Genomic DNA, 20,474 nt, shown 5'->3' with positions numbered 1-20,474 from the left:
TCCTGCCTGCGTCCGGCGAGAAAATGCTTATAAAAAATCGAATGGCCGGTGTCAGTCCAGCCGCGGCTGCACGCCGGCGATATCGACCTCAGCGCTGCCTTGCGCCAGCCGGACCGTGATCTGGCTGCGCGCCGACAACTCGGCGGGCGAGTGCAGCACCCGGCCTTGGCGGTCGGTGACGATGGCGTAGCCGCGTTCCAGCGTGCGCTGCGGGTTGAGCAGCTCGAGCTGGGTGTTCAGGCCGGCCAGTGCCTGGCGTTGGCGCAGCTGCTGCGCGGCCAGTGCGCCATGCAGGCGGCGCGCCAGGTCGGAGACGTCGCGCCGTGCGTGGGCGGTATCGGGCAACTGGTGCGCCAGGCGGGTGGACAACTGTTGCAAGCGGTGGCGCATTTGCGTCAGCGGCACGCGGGTGGCGTGCGAGAGGCGGGTTTGCAGCGCCTGCAGCTTGACGCGCTCATGCTGGATGTAGGCGGCCGGATTGACCAGCCGGCGCGACATCCAGTCGACTGTTTGCGCCTTTTCCGTGAGCGTGCGGCGTAGCGCGCGCGTCAGGTCCTGGGCGTGGGCGCGCAGCTCGGCCAGCCAGTCTTCCTGCGCCGTCGCGGCCAGCTCGGCGGCTGCGGTGGGGGTGGGGGCGCGCAAGTCGGCGGCGAAGTCTGCAATGGTGAAATCGGTTTCGTGGCCGACGCCCGAAACTACCGGCATCGAGCAGCCGGCGATGGCGCGTGCCACCACCTCTTCGTTGAACGACCACAGGTCTTCGATGCTGCCGCCACCGCGGCATACCAGCAGCACGTCGCATTCGGCGCGCGCGGAGGCGGTGTCGATGGCGGCGGCGATGCGCTGGGCCGAGCCATCGCCTTGCACCGGGGTCGGATAAAGGATGACTTCCACATGCGGCGCGCGGCGGCGCAGCGTGGTCAGTACGTCGCGCAGCGCCGCTGCCTGCGGGCTGGTGACGATGCCGATGCGGCGCGGGAAGGCCGGCAGCGGCCGCTTGGTTGCGCGGTCGAACAGGCCTTCGCGTTCCAGCTTTTCCTTGAGTTGCAGGAAGGCCGCGTACAGGTCGCCCACGCCGGATCGGCGGATCGCTTCCACGTTGAGCTGGTAGTCGCCGCGCGGCGCGTACAGTGTGACCAGGGTGCGCACTTCGACCTTGTCGCCTTCGCGCGGCGCGAAGCCGGCGTACTGGGCGCGGCCCTTGAACATGACGGCGCGTACCTGGGCGCCGTCGTCCTTGAGGTTGAAATACCAGTGGCCGGAAGCGGCGCGGGTGAAGTTGGAGATTTCTCCCGAGACCCAGATCAGCGGAAAGGTGCGCTCCAGCACCCGCGCCACCGACTGGTTCAGGGCCGACACCGTCAGCACCGGCGGGCCGGAGTCGCCGGCGGCGGGCTGGGCGGTGCGGAAGGGGGGGTATTTGTCGGCAGGCATGGCGGGCGGCTATCTACTATCTTATAGAGGGCGATAAAATGTCTCCCGCATTGTAAAGCCAACAGCTGCCGGGTTGCGCTTGCCCGTAGCGCTGCAACAGGCTACATTCTGCACCCGTATCCGTTTTCTTCCCCTACAGGAGTTCGTTTTGCTCGCCATCATCCTCGCCGCCGGCTGGCCGATCTGGCCTTTGCTGATCGCATCCATCATCGGCCTGGCGCTGATCATCGAAAGACTGGTCTATCTGCGCCGCGCCCGGGTCTTGCCGCCGGAGTTGCTGGGCGAAGTGGTGCGCGTCTACCAGAGCGGCCGCGTCAACGACGACGTGATCGACAAGCTGGAGCAGAATTCCCCGCTCGGCCATGTGCTGGCGGCCGGCCTGCGCAACGTCGATTCCCCACGCGAAGTGATGAAGGAAGCCATCGAAGAGGCCGGCCAGGCCGCCGCGCACCGGCTGGAGCGCTTCCTCACCACGCTGGGCACGATTGCCTCGCTGGCGCCGCTGATGGGCCTGTTCGGCACGGTGGTCGGCATGATCGAGATTTTCGCGTCGCAGAACGCCGCCGGCACCAATCCGGCGCAACTGGCGCACGGCATTTCCATCGCGCTGTACAACACCGGCTTCGGCCTGGCCATCGCCATGCCTGCGCTGGTGTTCTACCGCCATTTCCGCGCGCTGGTCGACAGCTTCGTGGTCGACATGGAGCAGCAGGCGGTCAAGTTCGTCGACATCGTGCATGACGTGCGTCGCTAAGAGGATGTTGCCATGAATTTCCGCAAAGGCCGCCCCCGCGAAGACCTGGAGATCAACCTGATCCCGTTCATCGACGTGCTGCTGGTGATCGTGATTTTCCTGATGGTGACCACCACCTATAGCAAGTTCACCGCGCTGCAGATCACGCTGCCCACCGCCGATGCGCAGAAAGCGCTGGAGCAGCCGTTCGAGATCAATGTCGCGGTGGATGCGCAGGGCCGTTACGCCATCAACAACAACCGTATTTCCGCACGCGACGCGCAAGGCCTGGCCGATGAGATGCAGGCCGTGCTCAAGGGCAGCGGCAAGAGCGATCCGGTGGTCATCATCAACGCCGATGCACTGGCGACGCACCAGACCGTGATCAATGTGCTGGAAGCTGCGCGCATCGCCGGCTTTCCCAAGGTGACGTTCACGGCGCAGTCCAGCAGCAAGTAAGCGTGCGATGCGGCGCCTGCCGCAATCATCAAACTCATCGAATATGGCCGACTCCAACCGCAATGCCGAAGCCATCCTGACCCGCGCCTGGCAAGGCCGCGGGCCGCTGGCTTGCCTGTTGTGGCCGCTGTCGCTGCTGTTCGGCGCGCTGGCGGCGCTGCGGCGTGCGCTGTTCGCGTTGGGATTCAAGCGCGCGGAACGCCTGCCGGTACCGGTCATCGTGGTGGGCAACGTGTTTGTCGGGGGCACCGGCAAGACGCCGTTTTCGATCTGGCTAATCGAGGCCTTGCGTGCCGCCGGCTACACGCCGGGGGTGGTATCGCGCGGCTATGGCGCGGGCGGCGCCGAGGCGGTGGCGCAAGTGCATGCCGGTTCGGCCGCGGCGCAGGTTGGCGATGAGCCGCTTCTGATCGTGCAGCGTACCGGCGTGCCGCTGGTGGTCGGGCGCCGCCGCGTGGCGGCGGGCCGGGCATTGTTGGTAGCGCACCCGGAGGTGGATGTGGTGGTGTCCGACGATGGTTTGCAGCACTATGCGCTGGTGCGCGACATCGAGATCGTCCTGTCGGATGCGCGCGGTGTGGGCAATGGCTGGCTGTTGCCGGCCGGCCCGCTGCGTGAGCCGGCTTCGCGCCGCCGGGATTTTTCCGTGTCCAATTTGCCTGCCGGCAGCGCGGCTCCGGCCGGCAGTTACGCGATGCGGCTGGAGGCGGGCGAGGCGGTTCAGTTGGCATCGCCGTCCATGCGTCGTCCGCTGGCGAACATGGGGGAAGGTGGAGCACGCATTGCTGCAGTGGCCGGTATCGGCAATCCCGGCCGTTTTTTCGCCACCCTGCGTGGCGCCGGCCTGGCGTTTGCCGAGCATCCGCTGCCGGACCATTATGACTTCTCCGATAATCCTTTCGCCGGCCTGCAGGCCGATGTCATCCTGGTGACAGAGAAGGATGCAGTAAAATGCAGGGCTATCGAGGCCATCCAAAACGACCCGCGCATCTGGGTCGTGCCCGTATCGGCGCGCATCGACGGCGCGCTGGCTGAACATATAGTGGAGAAACTCCGTGAACGCCCGACTGCTTGATATCCTGGTTTGCCCAATCTGCAAGGGCCCGTTGGACTACGACAAGAAAGCGCAGGAACTGATCTGCAAAGGCGACAAGCTGGCTTATCCGATCCGCGATGGCATCCCCATCATGTGGGCCGATGAAGCGCGCGACATCAATGCCGCGCCGATCTCGCCTGCTGCCTGAACCGATCCAAGCCGCCGCCTGTGCGGGTTTGAAGTAGCAAACAACACGTTCCAAGCCCATGTCCTTTACCGTCATCATCCCGGCGCGCCTGGCATCGACGCGCCTGCCCAACAAGCCGCTGGCCGATCTCGGCGGCAAGCCGATGATCGTGCGCGTGGCCGAGCGCGCCGCGCTGTCGGGCGCTGCGCGCATCATCGTCGCCACCGACCATCACGATATCCATGCCGCCTGCCAGCAGCACGGTGTGGAAGTGGCGATGACGCGCGCCGACCATCCCTCCGGGACCGACCGCATCGCGGAGGTAGCCGCTTCGCTGGATCTGGCCGATGACGCGGTCGTGGTCAACGTGCAGGGCGACGAGCCGCTGATCGATCCGGGCCTGATCGCCGCCACTGCCGGCCATATCAAGGCCGGCGTGCCGATGGCCACTGCCGCCCATGCGATCGAGACGGCCGCCGATGCATTCAATCCCAACGTGGTGAAAGTGGTCTTGAACAAGGACGGCTGCGCCATGTATTTCTCGCGCGCCACGATTCCGTGGCACCGCGATGCCTTCGCCAGGTCGCGCGAGGTGCTGCCCGAGGACCACGCCCATGATTACGCGCCGCTGCGCCATATCGGCCTGTACGCGTACAGCAACAAGTTCTTGCAGTTGTACCCGACGCTCTCCGCGTCGCCGGTGGAACGCATCGAGGCCCTGGAGCAATTGCGCGTGCTGTGGCACGGGCATTCGATCGCGGTGCATGTGACTTCGGTGGTGCCGGAAGCGGGCGTGGATACGCCGGAAGATTTGTTGCGTGTGCGCAAACATTTCGAGGCGCCGCCGGACAGCCCCCTGGTGAAGACCATTTCTTCCTTGTAGTTTGCGCGAGGTCAAAAACGACTGCTGCTGAAAGTCTTGGCAGGCGGCCGTTTTGTAAGTTTTTTGTCAAACTTGCGCGACACAATCACAGGCTGGAGACTGCTTAAAAATCGGGCGTTTGTCATGGTTCGGTAAGATTTTGTGGTAAGTTTCGTCAAGAGCTGATGCAAACGGCGCCTCAAAAAGAGACACAACTGCCCAGACGGTTGGTATCGATCGCCATCCCATCGCAAAAGAATTCAAGCATTCAATATTTCAGAAACCTCAATTTAGGAAACGATATGCGCCTCATCCTTTTAGGAGCGCCTGGTGCCGGTAAAGGTACGCAAGCCACTTTTATCAAGGAAAAATTCAACATCCCGCAAATCTCTACCGGCGACATGCTGCGCGCTGCCGTGGCTGCGGGAACTGAACTGGGCATCGCTGCCAAGAAGGTGATGGACGCAGGCGGATTGGTTTCGGATGACATCATCATCGGCCTGGTCAAGGATCGCCTGCAGCAATCCGACTGCGCCAACGGTTACCTGTTCGACGGTTTCCCGCGCACCACGCGCCAGGCTGACGCCATGAAGGAAGCCGGCGTGGCCATCGACTACGTGCTGGAAATCGACGTGCCCGACAGCGCCATCGTCGAGCGCATGAGCGGCCGCCGCGTGCACCCGGGTTCGGGCCGCACCTACCATGTGAAGTTCAACCCTCCCAAGGCCGAAGGCCGTGACGACGCTACTGGCGAAGCCCTGATCCAGCGCGACGACGACAAGGAAGAAACCGTCAAGAAGCGCCTGGCCGTGTACCACGACCAGACCGAAGTGCTGCTCGGCTACTACGGCGATTGGGCCAAGTCCGGTCAACCGGGCGCGCCGAAGTATCGCAAGATCGCCGGCGTGGGACCGGTGGAAGAAATCCGGGATCGTGCATTTGCCGCCCTGGCGGAGTAAAGTAAAGCGGACTGCGGTCCGCTTTTTTCATGCCTGCGCGGCGTAGAGATCGCGAAGCGGCAAGGCAGGCAAGGTCAGTGATGGACTGAATTTTCAACCACCGCCGTGCAGGTTCATGCACGGCGGCGGCAGCCCCGGCAACACCATAAGAAATCCAAGAAAAAGGGCGACGCAATTTGCAGGCGCAGTATCGGTGGCTGCTGACGGCGACAGGAATGTTCCTGTGCCGGCAGCAGCGGCAGATGTTCGTGATTGTTGATGAGTCGTGATAATAAAGGAGACATGCATGGCTACAGCCCTTTGGTTTGCCATTGCCTGCGGCGTCGTCGCAGTGATCTATGGCCTCGTATCTCGCAGTTGGATTCTCAAGCAGGACCCCGGCAACGAACGCATGCAGGACATCGCCAGCGCGATCCAGCAGGGCGCGTCCGCCTACCTTGCGCGGCAATACCGCACCATCGCCATGGTCGGGGTGGTGCTGCTGATCGTGATCGCGTTCATTCCCGGACTGGGCTGGCCGACCGCGCTCGGTTTCCTGTTGGGCGCGGTGCTTTCGGGCGCTTGCGGCTTCATCGGCATGAACGTGTCGGTGCGGGCCAACGTGCGCACCGCACAAGCCGCCACGCGCGGCATGAACGAGGCGCTCAATGTAGCGTTTCGCGGCGGGGCGATCACCGGCATGCTGGTGGTGGGGCTGGGCCTGCTGGGCGTGACGCTGTTCTTCTGGTTCCTCTTCGAATATGGGCAAGGGCGCGCACCCAGCCTGCATGACGCCATAAAACCATTGATCGGGCTGGCCTTCGGCGCTTCGCTCATCTCCATCTTCGCCCGCTTGGGCGGCGGCATCTTCACCAAAGGCGCGGATGTCGGCGCCGACCTGGTGGGGAAGGTCGAGGCCGGCATTCCCGAAGATGACCCTCGCAATCCGGCCGTGATTGCCGACAACGTGGGCGATAACGTAGGCGACTGCGCCGGCATGGCGGCCGACTTGTTCGAGACCTATGTGGTCACGCTGGTGGCGACCATGCTGCTGGGCAGCCTGATGTTGAAAGGCATGGAAGTGCTGGCCATCCTTTATCCGCTGGTGTTGGGCGGCGTATCGATCCTGGCTTCCATCGTCGGCTGCTCGATGGTCAAGGCGTCGCCGGGCAAGAAGATCATGTCGGCGCTCTATACCGGGCTATGGTGGTCGGCCGGGCTTTCGCTGGTCGGCTTTGTGATCGTCAGCTGGCTGATGCTGCCACCCGAGCTGCGCCTGCCGCTGATCGGCTCGGCAGTAGTGGGCATCGTGCTGACCGGGCTGATGGTCTACATCACCGAGTACTACACCGGCACCGACTTCAAGCCGGTGCGCCACATCGCCCAGGCATCGACCACCGGCCACGGCACCAACATCATCGCCGGCCTTGGGGTATCGATGAAGTCCACCGCGTATCCGGTGCTGGCGGTGTGCGTGGCCATCATCGCTGCCTACTGGCTGGCCGGCTTGTACGGCATCGCCATCGCGGCCACGTCGATGCTGTCGATGGCCGGCATCGTCGTCGCGCTGGATGCTTATGGACCCATCACCGACAACGCCGGCGGCATTGCGGAGATGTCGGGCATGCCGGATTCGGTACGCGCCATCACCGATCCGCTCGATGCGGTGGGTAATACCACCAAGGCCGTCACCAAAGGCTATGCGATCGGTTCGGCCGGACTGGCGGCACTGGTGCTGTTTGCCGACTATACCCATGCGCTCGATAGCGTCGGCAAGAGCACTTCCTTCGACTTGTCCAGCCCGGCGGTGATCATCGGCCTGTTCATCGGCGGCCTGATCCCTTACCTGTTCGGCGCCATGGCAATGGAAGCGGTGGGCCGTGCGGCCGGCGCCGTGGTGGTCGAAGTGCGGCGCCAGTTCAACGAGATCCCGGGGATCATGGATGGCACCGGCCGGCCGCAATATGACCGCGCGGTGGACATGCTGACCTCGTCGGCCATCCGCGAAATGATCCTGCCTTCGTTGCTGCCTGTGATCGTGCCGATCGTGGTCGGCATGCTGCTGGGCGCGGCAGCGCTGGGAGGGCTGCTGATGGGAACCATCGTGACCGGCTTGTTCGTGGCGATTTCGATGACCACCGGCGGCGGCGCTTGGGACAACGCCAAGAAGTACATCGAAGATGGCCATCACGGCGGCAAGGGCTCGGACGCGCACAAGGCGGCCGTGACTGGCGACACCGTGGGCGATCCATACAAGGACACGGCTGGGCCAGCCATCAATCCGCTGATCAAGATCATCAATATCGTGGCCTTGCTGCTGGTGCCGGTGCTGCCGGCGTTACCGACTTGAGGCTAAGGCAGCGCTGCCTCGATTGTCGCCGCACGGATAGTCCGCCGTGCGGCGTTTCCTGCATAATCTCCGAACGCAACAATCTGGGCAAATAAGGCAGTGCTGAATCAGCACTGCCATCAAGGAGACACAATGCGTATCGAAGGAAATGTTTTCATCGTGACCGGCGCCGCGTCAGGACTGGGCGCGGCTACCGCACGCATGATCGCCGCTGCGGGCGGCAAGCCGGTGCTGGCCGACCTGAATGAAGAAGTGGGCGGCAAGCTGGCGCAGGAATTGAAGGGTGTTTTCGTGCGCTGCGATGTCAGCGCCGAAGAGGATGCGCAGGCAGTGGTGCCCGCCGCGCAGCAATTGGGCACCGTGCGTGGGCTGATCAACTGTGCCGGCATTGCGCCGGCCGAAAAACTGATCGGCAAGAACGGGCCGCATACCATGGCGCTGTTCATGAAAACGCTCAACATCAATCTGGTGGGCAGCTTCAACATGGCGCGCTTTGCCGCCGACGCAATGTCCAAAACGGAACCGGCGGAAGAGGGCGAGCGTGGCGTGATCATCAACACCGCATCGGTCGCCGCCTACGATGGCCAGATCGGCCAGACCGCCTATTCCGCATCCAAGGGCGCCATCGTTGCCATGACGCTGCCGATGGCGCGCGACCTGTCGCGCACCGGCATACGCGTGATGACCATCGCCCCCGGCATTTTCGAAACGCCGATGATGCTGGCCATGCCGCAGGAGGTGCTCGATTCGCTGGGCCAGGCCGTGCCTTTTCCGCCGCGCCTGGGCCGTGCGACCGAATACGCGCAACTGGCCAAGAGCATCATCGAAAACGTGATGCTCAACGGCGAAACCATCCGCCTGGATGGCGCCATCCGCATGCCGCCGAAATAGCGCGGCGGGAGGTAATACGGGCCGTCATTTGTGCATTGCATCTCAATATTTTTCGCCACCGGCAGGGGGCTGCTGCTAAGCTGTTAGCATGGAGTCAACAGAACATAAAACAGGACTGATCCTGACCGGAGGGGGGGCGCGGGCGGCCTATCAAGTGGGTGTGCTCAACGCCCTTTCTTTGATTTTGCTGGAATCCGGCTGGCCGGTTCACCGCAATCCCTTTTCCATTATCTGCGGCACGTCAGCGGGGGCGATCAATGCCACCGCGCTGGCTTGCCGTGCCGACGATTTCGGGGAAGCGGTGCGCGAGCTGATGGCGGTCTGGGCTAATTTCAAGGTCGAGCAGGTCTACCGCGCCGATTCGCTGGGGATCTTGCGTTCGGGTGCGCGCTGGCTGTCGCTGTTTTCTTTCGGCTGGCTGTTGCGCAAATGGCGCGCCCATCCGCCTAACTCGCTGCTGGACAACACGCCTCTGGTGAGCATGCTGCACCGCTTGCTCGATTTGCCGCGGCTGGACGAGGCGATGGCCGAGGGCAAGCTGCATGCGCTGGCGGTGACGGCGTCTTCCTACACCAGCGGCCAGCACATCACTTTTTACCAGTGCCAGGACGAAATCGAGCCGTGGCGCCGCACGCAGCGGCTGGCGATCCGCGACCAGATCGGCATCGATCATCTGTTGGCGTCGTCGGCCATTCCGTTCATCTTTCCTGCCATCCCGGTCTATATCAACGGCCGCTGCGAATATTGCGGCGATGGCTCCATGCGCCAGATCGCACCGATCTCGCCGGCCATCCACCTGGGCGCTACCAAGGTGCTGGTGATCGGCGCCGGGCGCATGGGCGAGGAGGGCGAAAATGCGCCCACCAACACGCCGCAATATCCCAGCCTGGCGCAAGTGGCCGGCCATGCGATGTCGAGCATCTTCCTCGACGGTTTGTCGGCCGATATCGAGCGCACCCATCGCGTCAACCAGACGCTGTCGGTGCTTACCCCCGAGCAGTGCGCCCGCACGCCGCTCAAGCCGATCGAGACACTGGTGATTTCGCCGTCGCAGCGCATCGACAGCATCGCCAGCCGCCATGTGGACAGTTTGCCCCGGCCGATACGTACCTTGCTGGGCGGCATCGGCGCCACCGAGGCGCGCGGTTCGGCGCTGGCGTCGTATCTCCTGTTTGAGCAAAGCTTTACACGCGAGCTGATTGCGCTGGGCGAGAGCGATACCTATAGCAAGCGCGATGAAGTTCTGGCTTTTTTTGAACCGGAAACGGCGCAAGCGCTCCAAGCCTGAGCTTTGGTCGAGGTATCACGGGTTTGTTCCCATTTAACCTGCTGGTGAGAAGAACGCTTGAGGCCAGGTTGCAATGCCGCATTGCGTCGCCGTTTTGCTCCAGAGCAATACAGTAGTGAATGTCATGGTTGCTTAGCCGAAAGCAAAACGTTAATCTACGATGTCGTATTGCTGAAAATTAATATTATTGCAATCAATAAAATGCGAGCCCGAGTCATTTCATCCTTTTTCCTGAAGTACTGGCTGGTCTTCCTGGCCGCACTGGTGCTGGCTGCGCCGGTCCAGGCGCGCGGTCCGCAGCCGGGCGGCATGGCCGATGTCACGCTTGACCAGTTGCCGCGCGAAGCCCAGCAGACCATGGGGCTGATCCGTCAGGGCGGCCCTTTCCCGTACGCCAAGGATGGTGTGGTTTTCGGCAATTATGAGGGGGTTTTACCCAAGCAAAAGCGCGGGTATTATCACGAATTCACGGTAAAAACCCCGCATGCGCGCAACCGCGGGGCCCGCAGGATCATCAGCGGCGGTGATCCGACAACATCCGGCGAATACTATTACACGAGCGACCACTACAAGACGTTCCGCCGGATTCGCGACTGATCGGATTTCAAGCAACGCAAGCAGGCCGGGTAGGCAAGCCCGGCTGCCAGCCAGGGATACCACTACACTACCTCGTCATGGATGGGAAGGGAGAATGAGTTTGTTTAAAACGGTGCCGCCAAATATAGTGCAGTCGATCCGCGCTTTCCGCGTGACCGAGTTGCAGGAAGAGGCTGCTCGTCTTGAGCAGCACTTTCTCTATGCCTATTGCGCCGAGGCAACCACCAAACAGCAGGTGCTGACGACCATCGCCAGCGCATTCCACTTTCCCAGGCACTTCGGCAAGAATTTCGATGCGCTCGCTGATTGCCTGACCGATCTGACGCACAAGGCCGGCAAGCAGCCCGGTTTTGTCGTGGTGCTGGAACAACTTCCCAATACCCAGAAGTTCGACAAGGAAGCCCGCGAAACCCTGCTCGACGTCTTCCGCGACGCGGCCGACTACTGGGCCGACAAGAAAATCGCGTTCCGGGTTTTTTATTCTTTCCAGTAAATCCGGGTAAATCATTTCCGCCACGGTCGCCGGTCCGCCTCGCGAAAATCGGCGGCCAGGACGCCGCCAGCAGGTACAATGCGCACACCATGAGAAGCATTGTCATCCTGATTTCCGGACGAGGCAGCAATATGGAAGCCATCGTCCGTGCCGCCCAGGCCGAACAGTGGCCCGCCAGAATTTCCGCCGTCATCAGTAACCGCGCCGACGCCAGCGGCCTGGAGTTTGCCGCGGCACACGGCATCCCGACCGAGGTCATCCCAAATCGCGATTACGCCACACGCGACCAGTTCGATGCTGCCCTGCGCGCCAAGATCGACGCCTATGCGCCTGATCTGGTGGTGCTGGCCGGCTTCATGCGCATCCTGACCACGCCTTTTGTGGACCATTACAGGGGGCGCATGCTGAATATCCATCCGTCGCTCCTGCCCAGTTTCCCTGGCCTGGCGACGCATCACCAGGCGTTGGCCGTGGGAGTGAAGCTGCATGGCGCGACCGTGCATTTCGTCACCCCCGACCTGGACCATGGACCCATCGTGGCCCAGGCTTGCGTGCCGGTGCTGGAAGGCGACAGCGAAGAAGCGCTGTCCGAGCGTGTGCTGGAACAGGAACATGTCATCTACCCGCGCGCCGTGCGCTGGTTCGTCGAAGGGCGTCTTTTGCTGGAAGGCGCCCGCGTGCGTTTGACGCCAGCCGCTGTCGGCGCGACCGAAGCCGCATCCGTTATTGCAATCTGAGCCGTTGCAAGCTTACCCATTTTTGAATCTGAAGGACCGAGCATGAGATTGCCTCCCGCGATCATCCCCCATACCGAAGAACTGCTGCGTGAGGTATTGCGCTTCACCGGCCCGGCCGACGTGACGCTGTCGCGCTATTTCCGCGACCACCCCAAGCTGGGCAGCCGCGAACGCGGCGTGATCGCCGAGGCAGTGTATGGCCTGTTGCGCAACAAGACGGTGCTGACCAACTTTGCCGAATCCGGCGCGGGTCCGATGATGCGCCGCATGGCGCTGCTGGGCCTGGCCGATGCTGTCGGCGCCGAGTCGCTGGGCGGCTTGCAGGAGGGCGAAGGCGAGTGGCTGGCGCGCGTGGCGCAGATCGACCGCAGCCAGCTGGCGCCGCAGATGCGCAGCAACCTGCCGCCCTGGCTGTATGAAAAGCTGGTGGCGCGCGTGGGCGAAGCCGCCACGCTGGAAATGGCCGATGCCATGAACCGTCCGGCGCCGCTCGACTTGCGCGTCAACGCGCTCAAGGCCGACCGCGACACCGTGATCGCCGAACTGGCCAAGGCGCCGGTGGCTTGCGAACCCACGCCGTATTCGTCGCTGGGCCTGCGCGTGCTGAAAAAGCCGGCGCTGCAGAACCTGCCGCTGTTCAAGGATGGCGCGATCGAAGTGCAGGATGAGGGCAGCCAGTTGCTGGCCCAGATCGTCGGCGCCAAGCGCGGCGAGATGGTGGTGGACTTTTGCGCCGGCGCCGGCGGCAAGACGCTGGCGCTGGGCGCATTGATGCGCAATACCGGCCGCCTGTATGCCTTCGACGTTTCCGAGAAGCGCTTGGCCAAGCTCAAGCCGCGCCTGGCGCGCAGCGGCTTGTCCAATGTACATCCGGTGGTGATCGCCCACGAGAACGATGCCAAGGTCAAGCGCCTGGCCGGCAAGATCGACCGCGTGCTGGTCGATGCACCGTGTAGCGGCCTGGGCACGTTGCGCCGCAATCCCGACATGAAATGGCGCCAGAGCGTTGAAACCCTGACCGAAATGCGTGCCAAGCAGAGCAGTATCCTGGCCAGCGCCGCGCGTCTGGTCCGTCCGGGCGGACGCCTGGTGTACGGCACCTGCAGTTTCCTGGAAGAGGAGAACGACGAGGTGATCGCCGACTTCCTGCAAGCGCATCCCGATTTCATGCTGCGTCCCATGAGCGAGGTACTGGCCGAGCAGAAGGTCGTGCTGGAGATGGGCGACTATCTGAAGCTGCTGCCGCACCTGCATCAGACCGATGGCTTCTTCGCCGCCGTACTGGAGCGCCGCGCTTGATCCTGGCATCTCATCGCCTGTGCCGGCATGCGGTGCCGGTGTTGCTGTCGTGCCTGGTGGCGGCTTCGTCCGCCTTGGCCAGAGAGGCGGCGGTGCCGGCCGTGGCCGCGCAAGGTACGGTGCAGGCTGCTTTTGCGCCTTGGGACGATATCGAAGGCCTGATCGTCGACCAACTGACCGGGGCGCGCAAGCAGGTGCTGATGCAGGCTTACCTGTTGACCAACCGGCCCATCGTGGATGCGCTGGTGGCGGCCCGCAAGCGCGGCGTCGATGTGCGCGTGCTGATGGATGGCGGCCAGCTCGACAAGAATTCCACCGAGCGCTTGAGGCAATTGCGCGATGCCGGCGTGCCGGTTTGGCTGGAGACGCGTTATCGCAACGCCCACAACAAGGTGATCGTGATCGATGCCGCCTTGCCATCGGCGACGGTGATTACCGGCAGTTTCAATTTCACCTGGTCGGCGCAGCACAAGAACGCCGAGAACATCCTGGTGCTGGGCAAGAATCCACCGCTGGCGGCGCGTTATGCGACCAACTGGGAGCGCCACCGCCAGGATGCGGAGCAGGCGCCATGAGTGCGGTGATGATGACCAGGCTTCATCTTGTCTTTTCCTGATTGCGCCGGCCAGCCATGACCGACCATTTCCTTTCTCTTTTTACCGACTACCAGCCGCTGGACCTGCTGCGCCAATTGGCAGTCATCCTGCTGTGCGTGCTGGGCGGGATAGCGCTCTCGCGCTGGCTGCGCAAGATCCTTGGACTGGACCGCGGCGACGAGCAGTCGCGGATGATGCAGATCGGCGTCAAGAGCTTTTCCCGCGTGCTGTCGCCGCTGCTGGCGCTGGGGTTGCTGGTAGCTGCCTATTTCTGCCTCAAACGCATCGGCCATCCGGTATCGCTGTGGGAAATCATGTTCCCGCTGGCCGTTGCCCAGGTATCGATGCGCTTCGTGTTCTATGTGCTGCGCGGCATCTTCGTCAAGGACGCCACCGTAGGCGCCTTGCTGCACCTGTCGGAAAAGGCCATCGCGGCGCTGGTGTGGATCTGCGTGCTGCTCTATATCACCGGACTGTGGCCTGATTTCGTCGAGTATCTGGATCGTACCGAACTGCCGCTGGGACGCCATAAGGCATCGTTGTTGACGATCTTGCAAGCCGGCGCGTCGGTACTGGTGACCCTGATCATCGCCCTGTGGATAGGCGCGGTGCTGGAAAACCGGCTGATGAAGGTCAGCACCATGCATTCCTCGCTGCGCACGGTGGTGGCGCGCCTGACCAAGGCGGTGCTGATCCTGATCGCCTTCCTGGTCAGCCTGTCGCTGGTGGGCATCGACCTGACCGTGCTGTCGGTGTTCGGCGGTGCGCTTGGCGTGGGTATCGGTTTGGGTTTGCAGAAGATCGCCAGCAGCTACGTGTCCGGCTTCGTCATCCTGTTGGAGCGGAGCATGGTGATCGGCGACATGGTTGCTGTGGATAAATATTTCGGCAAAGTCACCCAGATCAATACCCGGTATACGATCCTGGAGGGCCTGGACGGCATCGAGTCGGTGTTGCCCAACGAAATGTTCATGGCCAATCCGGTCCAGAACTATTCCTTGACCCACCGCATTGTACGTTTGTCCACACAGCTTACAATTTTGTATCAGGACGATGTGGAAACAGTCTTGTCTATCATGGAGCAGGCCGCACTTGGAGTGCAGCGGGTATCTCAACAGACCGCGCCGCAGGCCTTGCTGATCAAGATCGGGGCGGACGGCCTGGAGCTGGAATTGGGTTTTTGGATCACCGATCCGGAAAATGGCCGCCTGAATGTGCTTTCCGATGTCAACAGGGCAATATGGAAGGCATTCAAGCAGCATGGAATCGCGGTTGCGCACGCCAAGCGCGACATCCGGATCATGGACGAGCGCAGTTTCAACCAGAGCGCCGCAACTGTTGTTCCGGAATCTCCTGATAGCCCAGACGAGAAGAATTCGCGTACAATGCAGCGAAATTAAAAGAAAATAAAAACATTTTCACGGAACAAGTTCGTTATCCGATAGTAGTTTCTTATTTGGAGTAGTGATGACCTTAGATGCGATCCTCGACTTTGTTGCCAACGGCTTGCTGCACGCGAGCGGTTGGCAGATTGTCATTTACACATTGGTGATGACGCATATCACGATTGTGGGCGTGACTCTCTACCTGCATCGTTGCCAGGCGCACCGCGCACTCGAATTGCACGCGATCCCCAGCCACTTCTTCCGTTTGTGGCTGTGGCTGACCACCGGCATGGTGACCAAGGAATGGGCCGCCATCCACCGCAAGCACCATGCGAAGTGCGAAACCGAAGAGGATCCGCACAGCCCGCAGACCCGCGGCATCAAGAAGGTGATGTGGGAAGGCGCCGAGCTCTACCGTAACGAGTCCAAGAATGCCGAGACCATGGAGAAATTCGGCCACGGCACGCCCGACGACTGGATCGAGCACAACATCTACAGCAAGTACGGCTGGCAAGGTGTGGGCATCATGCTGATCATCGACGTGCTGCTGTTCGGCGCCATCGGCCTGGCCATCTGGGCGGTCCAGATGGCATGGATCCCGTTCTGGGCTGCCGGCGTGGTCAATGGCATCGGCCATTATTGGGGTTACCGCAATTACGACTGCAACGACGCCGCGACCAACCTGTTTCCGATTGGCATCATCATCGGCGGCGAAGAAATGCACAACAACCACCACACCTTCGGCACCTCGGCCAAGTTCTCGTCCAAGTGGTATGAGTTCGACATCGGCTGGATGTATATCCGCATCCTCGAAACCTTTGGCCTGGCCAAGGTGAAGAAAGTGGCGCCGGTGCCCAAGTTCGACAGCAAGAAGGCTGCCGTCGACCTCGATACGCTGCAATCGGTCATTTCCAACCGTTACGACGTTACCGCCAAGTACGCCAGCTCGCTCAAGCATGCCTGGAAGGATGAACTGGATCACCTGATCGAGAAGGCCAAGCTGGAATCGCGCTTCCTGAAGTCTTCCAAGAAGCTGCTGCAGCGCGAGCCGGCCAAGCTGGAAGATGGCCAGAAGCAACAGCTGTCCGAGTTGTTCACGCACAGCAAGGCGCTGCAGACCATGCATGAAATGCGCATCGAACTGGGCGCGATCTGGGAGCGTTCGCACTCGACCCGCGAGCAACTGCTGCACCAATTGCAAGACTGGTGTGCCCGTGCTGAAGCATCCGGCATCAAGGCCCTGCGCGATTTTGCATTGCGCCTGCGCAGCTACGCGTGATCCGACGCTGAGGGGTTGGCAAGCCTGACGGCTGCTGCCTCTCACAACAAAACCCCGCCGACGAAAGTCCGCGGGGTTTTGTTTTTCGGCTTTCCGTCCAATCCGAAGGAGGGCGGCAGAGCGATTGTCGAAAGCGGCATGCAGTGTGCCGTCATTTGACGTGTGGCGCCACATACATGCGTGCAGCGACAGCTTGCCGCATTGACGCGGCATGAATCGCGCAGGCAATAAAAAACCCCGCCTTGGCGGGGTTCTTCATCAAGAGCGGATCAATTACTTGATCTTGGTCTCTTTGTACTCGACGTGCTTACGTGCCTTCGGATCGAACTTCATGATCGAGATCTTTTCGGGCGTAGTACGCTTGTTCTTGGTGGTGGTGTAGAAGTGACCAGTACCTGCGGTCGACTCCAGTTTGATTTTGTCGCGGCCGGATTTCGCCATGATAGATTTCCTTTACTCTGCTAGTTAGACTTTTTCGCCGCGAGCACGCAGATCAGCCAGAACGGCATCGATGCCGATCTTGTCGATCACGCGCAGGCCAGCGTTGGACAAACGCAGGGAAACCCAGCGATTTTCGGATTCGACGAAAATGCGGCGGTTCTGCAGGTTGGGCAGGAAGCGACGCTTAGTCTTGTTGTTTGCATGGGAAACGTTGTTGCCGACCATCGGCCCCTTCCCGGTGACTTGGCAGACACGTGCCATGTTAATGCTCCTTAAAAATTTCCGAATTTGGGAAAAACGTGAGTATAGGGAAAAAACATTGATTTTTCAATGACTTGCAGAAAACAATTGTGTCTATTGTTTATTTTAATATTTAACAATTTGGTTGTATATCGTCACAAGTGACATCGCTTTCAGCCGTAAGCCCTTGATTGGCAAAGGTTTGTGCAAGCCGATAAGCTTGGAAAACTCATATCTGCCCATGCTCGGCAAAGGAATGGGTGCGTGTTCCAGCCACCACGAAATGGTCCAGCACCCGCACATCGACCAGCGCCAGCGCGTCTTTCAATGCCCGGGTGAGCACCAGGTCGGCCTGGCTGGGTTCAGGATCGCCGGAGGGATGGTTGTGCGCCAGGATCACTGAGGCCGCATTGTGTCCAAGCGCCGCCTTCACCACTTCGCGGGGGTAGACGCTGGCCTGGCTCAGTGTGCCGCGAAACAATTCTTCCACCGCGATCAGGCGGTTGCGGATGTCGACAAACATCACCACGAAGGATTCATGGGCCTTGTTCTTGAACAGGAGCCGCAGATACTGGCCTACCGCCTGGGTCGAGTTCAGCAGGGCGCCATCCTTCAGTTCCTCGCCCAGCGCCCGCCTGGCGAGCTCCATGACCGCCTGCAACTGGGCATATTTGGCCGGGCCCAGGCCGTTGATCCGGGAAAAGTCTTTCAGCCCGGCGCCAAACAATGCGTCCAGAGAGCCGAAACACTGAAGCATCTCGCGCGCCAGGTCTACGGCACTTTTGCCGGTCACGCCTACACGCAGGAACACGGCCAGCAACTCCGCATCCGACAGGGCAGCCGCGCCTTGGCGGATCAGCCGTTCTCGCGGCCGCTGGTCTTCGGGCCAATCAGTGATTGCCATCTTTGAAATCAATAAACAGGGAATAGGGGGCGGCGCTTGAGGCGGATCGGCACTTTTCCGCGACATCGGGCCGATGGCAGCGCTACACGCTTTGTCCGGCGCGGCGCTGGAAGCAAACGTGGCTTACAATAACGGGTTCTTATGCATCTCTGATTTCCTTTCATGTCCAGCCCATCTGTCCCGGTCGTCACCGACAACGCCTACCTCACCCTGCATTACCGCCTGGCTTCGCTGGATGGCGAAGATATCGTCAGCACCTTCAAGGAAAACCCGGCGACGCTGCAGTTCGGCCAAGGGCAATTGGCGCCATTCCTGGAAGCCTGCCTGCTGGGCCTGCCGGAAGGCGCGCACCAGACTTTCGAGCTGGCGCCCGAGCAAGCTTTCGGCGAGCGCAGCGACGAACTGATCCAGCGCATCTCGCGCGCTACGCTGAAAGAAAACTCGGCGATGGACGAGGATTACCGCATCGGCGACCTGGTCGATTTCGCCGCACCCGGCGGCGGCCGTTTTGCCGGCATCCTGCGTGCGATTGACGATGATGGGGCCATCTTCGATTTCAATCATCCGCTGGCCGGCCAAACGCTGAAGTTTGAAGTGAAAATCATTGGAATTCTGTAAGCCGAGCCAATATCGGCTACATGGCAGTAGACAAGTTTTGAATCAAGGAAGCCACCATGGATAAAGCGGAATCCGAAATCCTGCTCGCCCAGCCCCGCGGTTTTTGCGCCGGCGTCGATCGTGCGATCGAAATCGTCGAACGCGCATTGCAGCAGTTCGGCGCACCGATCTACGTGCGCCACGAGATCGTCCACAACGCCTATGTGGTGGCGGACCTGCGCGCCAAGGGCGCCGTGTTCATTGAAGAGCTGGCCGATGTCCCGGCCGGCAGCACTGTGATCTTCTCCGCCCACGGTGTGCCCAAGGTGGTCCAGACGGAAGCCGCTGAGCGCGGGCTGACCGTGTTTGATGCCACTTGCCCGCTGGTCACCAAGGTCCACATGGAAGTGGCCAAGATGCGCCGCGAAGGCCGCGAGATCATCATGATCGGCCACGCCGGCCACCCCGAGGTGGAAGGCACCATGGGCCAGACCGAAGAAGGCATGCATCTGGTGGAAACCGTGGAAGACGTGGTGCGCCTGCAGGTGGCCGATCCGGAATTGCTGGCCTATGTCTCGCAAACTACGCTGTCGGTGGACGACACCGCCGAGATCATCGCTGCCCTGCGCGAACGTTTCCCGGCGATTTCCGAACCCAAGAAGGCCGACATCTGCTATGCCACCACCAACCGCCAGGAGGCCGTGAAATTCATGGCGCCGCAGGTCGATGTGGTGATCGTGGTCGGCAGCCCCAACAGCTCCAACTCCAACCGCTTGCGCGAACTGGCGGAGAAGAAGGGCGTGCCTGCCTTCATGGTCGATAACGCTGCGCTGATCAAGCCCGAGTGGGTAGAGGGCAAGTTGCGCATCGGCGTGACGGCCGGAGCGTCGGCACCCGAGGTGCTGGTGCGGGCCGTGATCGAGCGCATCAAGGAAATCGGCGCGCGCAGCGTGCGCGTGCTGGAGGGCATCGAAGAACACGTCACCTTCCCGCTGCCCAAGGGGCTGAATGCCCGCAAGACGCCTGCAGAGGAAAGCGCCTGAGCGGCGCGGCAATGAAAGAACCGGAAAAAGGCTTGCCGATGCAAGCCTTTTTCATTTTGGGGATATTTCTTGCATCAAAGTGATGAGGTTCACTGGTCTTACCGCAATTTCTTATGTAACAGCACTGTTTTTTGACTGGATTGTGCGCAGCTTCTGCGTATAATTCCGCACCAATATCGACGGGCCACCCAACAGGCAGGCTCGCGCAAGGCCCACCCAACAGGTAGGGCACGACGCCAAACAATGGCGCAAACAGGAGACAAGGGAGACCCCACCATGCATATCCATATGCCCGTCGGCATGTGCCGGCACATCCGGCATTCTAGACTGAGTCGAAGCTCGCGCATCCGAGGCGGCAGCGGCTGACCCTATCGCAATATCCCCCGCGCAAAGAATTCAGTGCCCTGCACAGTGGCTGATGCTGGCGTTTTTATGAAGGCCGCATCGTCTTGTGCAGAGACGCATGAATTCCACCCGGCAAGCGGGAACGGATTTTGCTCATCCGCATGCTTTCGCGAAGTGCCGACAATCTCGTGGGCATTTGCGTTTTTCGTCATTTCAGATTGAAGAGTTATTCATGGACATATTCATCCAGCAGATCATCAACGGTTTGGTGCTAGGGAGCATGTACGCGCTGATTGCCTTGGGTTACACGATGGTGTACGGGGTACTGAACCTGATCAAC

22 protein-coding genes and 1 pseudogene are annotated in these 20,474 nt (G+C 61.4%); 19 read left to right on the top strand and 4 right to left on the bottom strand.

Annotation, left to right across the window (positions count from 1 at the left end; genetic code table 11):
- Positions 1–51: 51 nt before the first annotated feature.
- The gene (xseA, locus tag AKL28_RS18155; RefSeq protein ID WP_050469564.1) at positions 52–1,434 is read right to left on the bottom strand and encodes an exodeoxyribonuclease VII large subunit; all 1,383 of its coding nucleotides are present in this window, start codon (positions 1,432–1,434) and stop codon (positions 52–54) included.
- 148 nt (positions 1,435–1,582) lie between these two features.
- Here xseA and AKL28_RS18150 point away from each other — a divergent pair, with 148 nt between their 5' ends.
- The 16 genes from AKL28_RS18150 (at position 1,583) to AKL28_RS18075 (ending at position 16,564) form a co-directional block, all read left to right on the top strand.
- A complete protein-coding gene (locus AKL28_RS18150) occupies positions 1,583–2,188 on the top strand; it encodes a MotA/TolQ/ExbB proton channel family protein (protein ID WP_050469563.1) in 606 nt (201 codons plus the stop codon).
- Between the two features lie 12 nt (positions 2,189–2,200).
- Positions 2,201–2,626 (top strand): ExbD/TolR family protein, encoded by a 426-nt coding sequence (locus tag AKL28_RS18145; RefSeq protein ID WP_050469562.1) that lies wholly within the window; start codon positions 2,201–2,203, stop codon positions 2,624–2,626.
- A gap of 43 nt (positions 2,627–2,669) precedes the next feature.
- Entirely contained in the window at positions 2,670–3,701 is a 1,032-nt protein-coding gene (gene lpxK / locus AKL28_RS18140) for a tetraacyldisaccharide 4'-kinase (RefSeq protein WP_050469561.1), read from the top strand.
- A complete protein-coding gene (locus AKL28_RS18135) occupies positions 3,682–3,870 on the top strand; it encodes a Trm112 family protein (protein WP_050469560.1) in 189 nt (62 codons plus the stop codon). Before lpxK ends, AKL28_RS18135 begins: the two co-directional genes overlap by 20 nt.
- Before the next feature lie 58 nt (positions 3,871–3,928).
- Positions 3,929–4,732: a 3-deoxy-manno-octulosonate cytidylyltransferase gene (gene kdsB, locus AKL28_RS18130; RefSeq protein ID WP_050469559.1), complete on the top strand. Its 804-nt coding sequence runs from the start codon at positions 3,929–3,931 to the stop codon at positions 4,730–4,732.
- A gap of 281 nt (positions 4,733–5,013) precedes the next feature.
- Positions 5,014–5,670 carry an adenylate kinase gene (adk, locus tag AKL28_RS18125; RefSeq protein ID WP_050469558.1) on the top strand — a complete coding sequence of 219 codons (657 nt, stop codon included), beginning with the start codon at positions 5,014–5,016 and terminating at the stop codon, positions 5,668–5,670.
- Positions 5,671–5,956: 286 nt separating this feature from the next.
- On the top strand, positions 5,957–7,999 hold the full coding sequence (locus AKL28_RS18120; RefSeq protein WP_050469557.1) for a sodium-translocating pyrophosphatase: 2,043 nt from the start codon (positions 5,957–5,959) through the stop codon (positions 7,997–7,999).
- 132 nt (positions 8,000–8,131) lie between these two features.
- Complete coding sequence (locus AKL28_RS18115; RefSeq protein WP_050469556.1) at positions 8,132–8,890, top strand: SDR family NAD(P)-dependent oxidoreductase; 759 nt, start codon at positions 8,132–8,134, stop codon at positions 8,888–8,890.
- 88 nt (positions 8,891–8,978) lie between these two features.
- Entirely contained in the window at positions 8,979–10,178 is a 1,200-nt protein-coding gene (locus AKL28_RS18110; RefSeq protein ID WP_050469555.1) for a patatin-like phospholipase family protein, read from the top strand.
- Positions 10,179–10,379: 201 nt separating this feature from the next.
- Positions 10,380–10,775, top strand: a complete 396-nt coding sequence (locus tag AKL28_RS18105; RefSeq protein ID WP_050469554.1) for a guanyl-specific ribonuclease — start codon at positions 10,380–10,382, stop codon at positions 10,773–10,775.
- A gap of 4 nt (positions 10,776–10,779) precedes the next feature.
- Positions 10,780–11,268: a barstar family protein gene (locus AKL28_RS18100; RefSeq protein WP_414735703.1), complete on the top strand. Its 489-nt coding sequence runs from the start codon at positions 10,780–10,782 to the stop codon at positions 11,266–11,268.
- Between the two features lie 89 nt (positions 11,269–11,357).
- On the top strand, positions 11,358–12,005 hold the full coding sequence (gene purN / locus AKL28_RS18095) for a phosphoribosylglycinamide formyltransferase (protein WP_050469552.1): 648 nt from the start codon (positions 11,358–11,360) through the stop codon (positions 12,003–12,005).
- 42 nt (positions 12,006–12,047) lie between these two features.
- A complete protein-coding gene (locus AKL28_RS18090; RefSeq protein WP_050469551.1) occupies positions 12,048–13,304 on the top strand; it encodes an RsmB/NOP family class I SAM-dependent RNA methyltransferase in 1,257 nt (418 codons plus the stop codon).
- A gap of 17 nt (positions 13,305–13,321) precedes the next feature.
- Positions 13,322–13,879, top strand: a complete 558-nt coding sequence (locus AKL28_RS18085; RefSeq protein ID WP_050469588.1) for a phospholipase D family nuclease — start codon at positions 13,322–13,324, stop codon at positions 13,877–13,879.
- A gap of 56 nt (positions 13,880–13,935) precedes the next feature.
- Positions 13,936–15,300: a mechanosensitive ion channel family protein gene (locus AKL28_RS18080; RefSeq protein ID WP_050469550.1), complete on the top strand. Its 1,365-nt coding sequence runs from the start codon at positions 13,936–13,938 to the stop codon at positions 15,298–15,300.
- A 67-nt stretch (positions 15,301–15,367) separates the two neighbouring features.
- The gene (locus tag AKL28_RS18075) at positions 15,368–16,564 is read left to right on the top strand and encodes a DesA family fatty acid desaturase (RefSeq protein ID WP_050469549.1); all 1,197 of its coding nucleotides are present in this window, start codon (positions 15,368–15,370) and stop codon (positions 16,562–16,564) included.
- Positions 16,565–16,837: 273 nt separating this feature from the next.
- Here the strand turns inward: AKL28_RS18075 and rpmG are convergent, their stop codons facing one another.
- The 3 genes from rpmG to radC all read right to left on the bottom strand — a co-directional run bounded on the left by rpmG (position 16,838) and on the right by radC (position 18,149).
- Positions 16,838–17,005, bottom strand: coding sequence for a 50S ribosomal protein L33 (gene rpmG / locus AKL28_RS18070; protein WP_006463731.1), 168 nt, complete (start codon positions 17,003–17,005; stop codon positions 16,838–16,840).
- Between the two features lie 24 nt (positions 17,006–17,029).
- Positions 17,030–17,266: a 50S ribosomal protein L28 gene (gene rpmB / locus AKL28_RS18065; RefSeq protein WP_006463730.1), complete on the bottom strand. Its 237-nt coding sequence runs from the start codon at positions 17,264–17,266 to the stop codon at positions 17,030–17,032.
- Between the two features lie 208 nt (positions 17,267–17,474).
- Complete coding sequence (gene radC / locus AKL28_RS18060) at positions 17,475–18,149, bottom strand: RadC family protein (RefSeq protein WP_050469548.1); 675 nt, start codon at positions 18,147–18,149, stop codon at positions 17,475–17,477.
- Between the two features lie 162 nt (positions 18,150–18,311).
- On the opposite strand from radC, the gene AKL28_RS18055 reads away from it, so the two are divergent.
- The 3 genes and pseudogenes from AKL28_RS18055 to AKL28_RS24580 all read left to right on the top strand — a co-directional run.
- Entirely contained in the window at positions 18,312–18,767 is a 456-nt protein-coding gene (locus AKL28_RS18055) for an FKBP-type peptidyl-prolyl cis-trans isomerase (RefSeq protein ID WP_050469547.1), read from the top strand.
- Between the two features lie 56 nt (positions 18,768–18,823).
- On the top strand, positions 18,824–19,789 hold the full coding sequence (ispH, locus tag AKL28_RS18050; RefSeq protein ID WP_050469546.1) for a 4-hydroxy-3-methylbut-2-enyl diphosphate reductase: 966 nt from the start codon (positions 18,824–18,826) through the stop codon (positions 19,787–19,789).
- Between the two features lie 577 nt (positions 19,790–20,366).
- A pseudogene (locus AKL28_RS24580) lies at positions 20,367–20,474 on the top strand (branched-chain amino acid ABC transporter permease); the annotation flags it as partial.

The organism is Herbaspirillum chlorophenolicum (genome assembly GCF_001189955.1).
GTDB classification, from domain to species: Bacteria; Pseudomonadota; Gammaproteobacteria; order Burkholderiales; family Burkholderiaceae_D; genus Herbaspirillum; species Herbaspirillum chlorophenolicum.
This window is presented reverse-complemented; position numbering and strand designations above follow the sequence as displayed.

Bases quoted from the DNA above. Each gene is read 5' to 3' on its own strand.
- AKL28_RS18080 (WP_050469550.1), top strand. From the start codon at position 13,936: ATGACCGACCATTTCCTTTCTCTTTTTACCGACTACCAGCCGCTGGAC.
- ispH (WP_050469546.1), top strand. From the start codon at position 18,824: ATGGATAAAGCGGAATCCGAAATCCTGCTCGCCCAGCCCCGCGGTTTT.
- AKL28_RS18110 (WP_050469555.1), top strand. From the start codon at position 8,979: ATGGAGTCAACAGAACATAAAACAGGACTGATCCTGACCGGAGGGGGG.
- radC (WP_050469548.1), bottom strand. From the start codon at position 18,149: ATGGCAATCACTGATTGGCCCGAAGACCAGCGGCCGCGAGAACGGCTG.
- purN (WP_050469552.1), top strand. From the start codon at position 11,358: ATGAGAAGCATTGTCATCCTGATTTCCGGACGAGGCAGCAATATGGAA.
- AKL28_RS18120 (WP_050469557.1), top strand. From the start codon at position 5,957: ATGGCTACAGCCCTTTGGTTTGCCATTGCCTGCGGCGTCGTCGCAGTG.
- AKL28_RS18055 (WP_050469547.1), top strand. From the start codon at position 18,312: ATGTCCAGCCCATCTGTCCCGGTCGTCACCGACAACGCCTACCTCACC.
- AKL28_RS18105 (WP_050469554.1), top strand. From the start codon at position 10,380: ATGCGAGCCCGAGTCATTTCATCCTTTTTCCTGAAGTACTGGCTGGTC.
- rpmG (WP_006463731.1), bottom strand. From the start codon at position 17,005: ATGGCGAAATCCGGCCGCGACAAAATCAAACTGGAGTCGACCGCAGGT.
- rpmB (WP_006463730.1), bottom strand. From the start codon at position 17,266: ATGGCACGTGTCTGCCAAGTCACCGGGAAGGGGCCGATGGTCGGCAAC.
- xseA (WP_050469564.1), bottom strand. From the start codon at position 1,434: ATGCCTGCCGACAAATACCCCCCCTTCCGCACCGCCCAGCCCGCCGCC.
- adk (WP_050469558.1), top strand. From the start codon at position 5,014: ATGCGCCTCATCCTTTTAGGAGCGCCTGGTGCCGGTAAAGGTACGCAA.
- AKL28_RS18115 (WP_050469556.1), top strand. From the start codon at position 8,132: ATGCGTATCGAAGGAAATGTTTTCATCGTGACCGGCGCCGCGTCAGGA.
- AKL28_RS18075 (WP_050469549.1), top strand. From the start codon at position 15,368: ATGACCTTAGATGCGATCCTCGACTTTGTTGCCAACGGCTTGCTGCAC.
- AKL28_RS18090 (WP_050469551.1), top strand. From the start codon at position 12,048: ATGAGATTGCCTCCCGCGATCATCCCCCATACCGAAGAACTGCTGCGT.
- kdsB (WP_050469559.1), top strand. From the start codon at position 3,929: ATGTCCTTTACCGTCATCATCCCGGCGCGCCTGGCATCGACGCGCCTG.
- AKL28_RS18145 (WP_050469562.1), top strand. From the start codon at position 2,201: ATGAATTTCCGCAAAGGCCGCCCCCGCGAAGACCTGGAGATCAACCTG.
- lpxK (WP_050469561.1), top strand. From the start codon at position 2,670: ATGGCCGACTCCAACCGCAATGCCGAAGCCATCCTGACCCGCGCCTGG.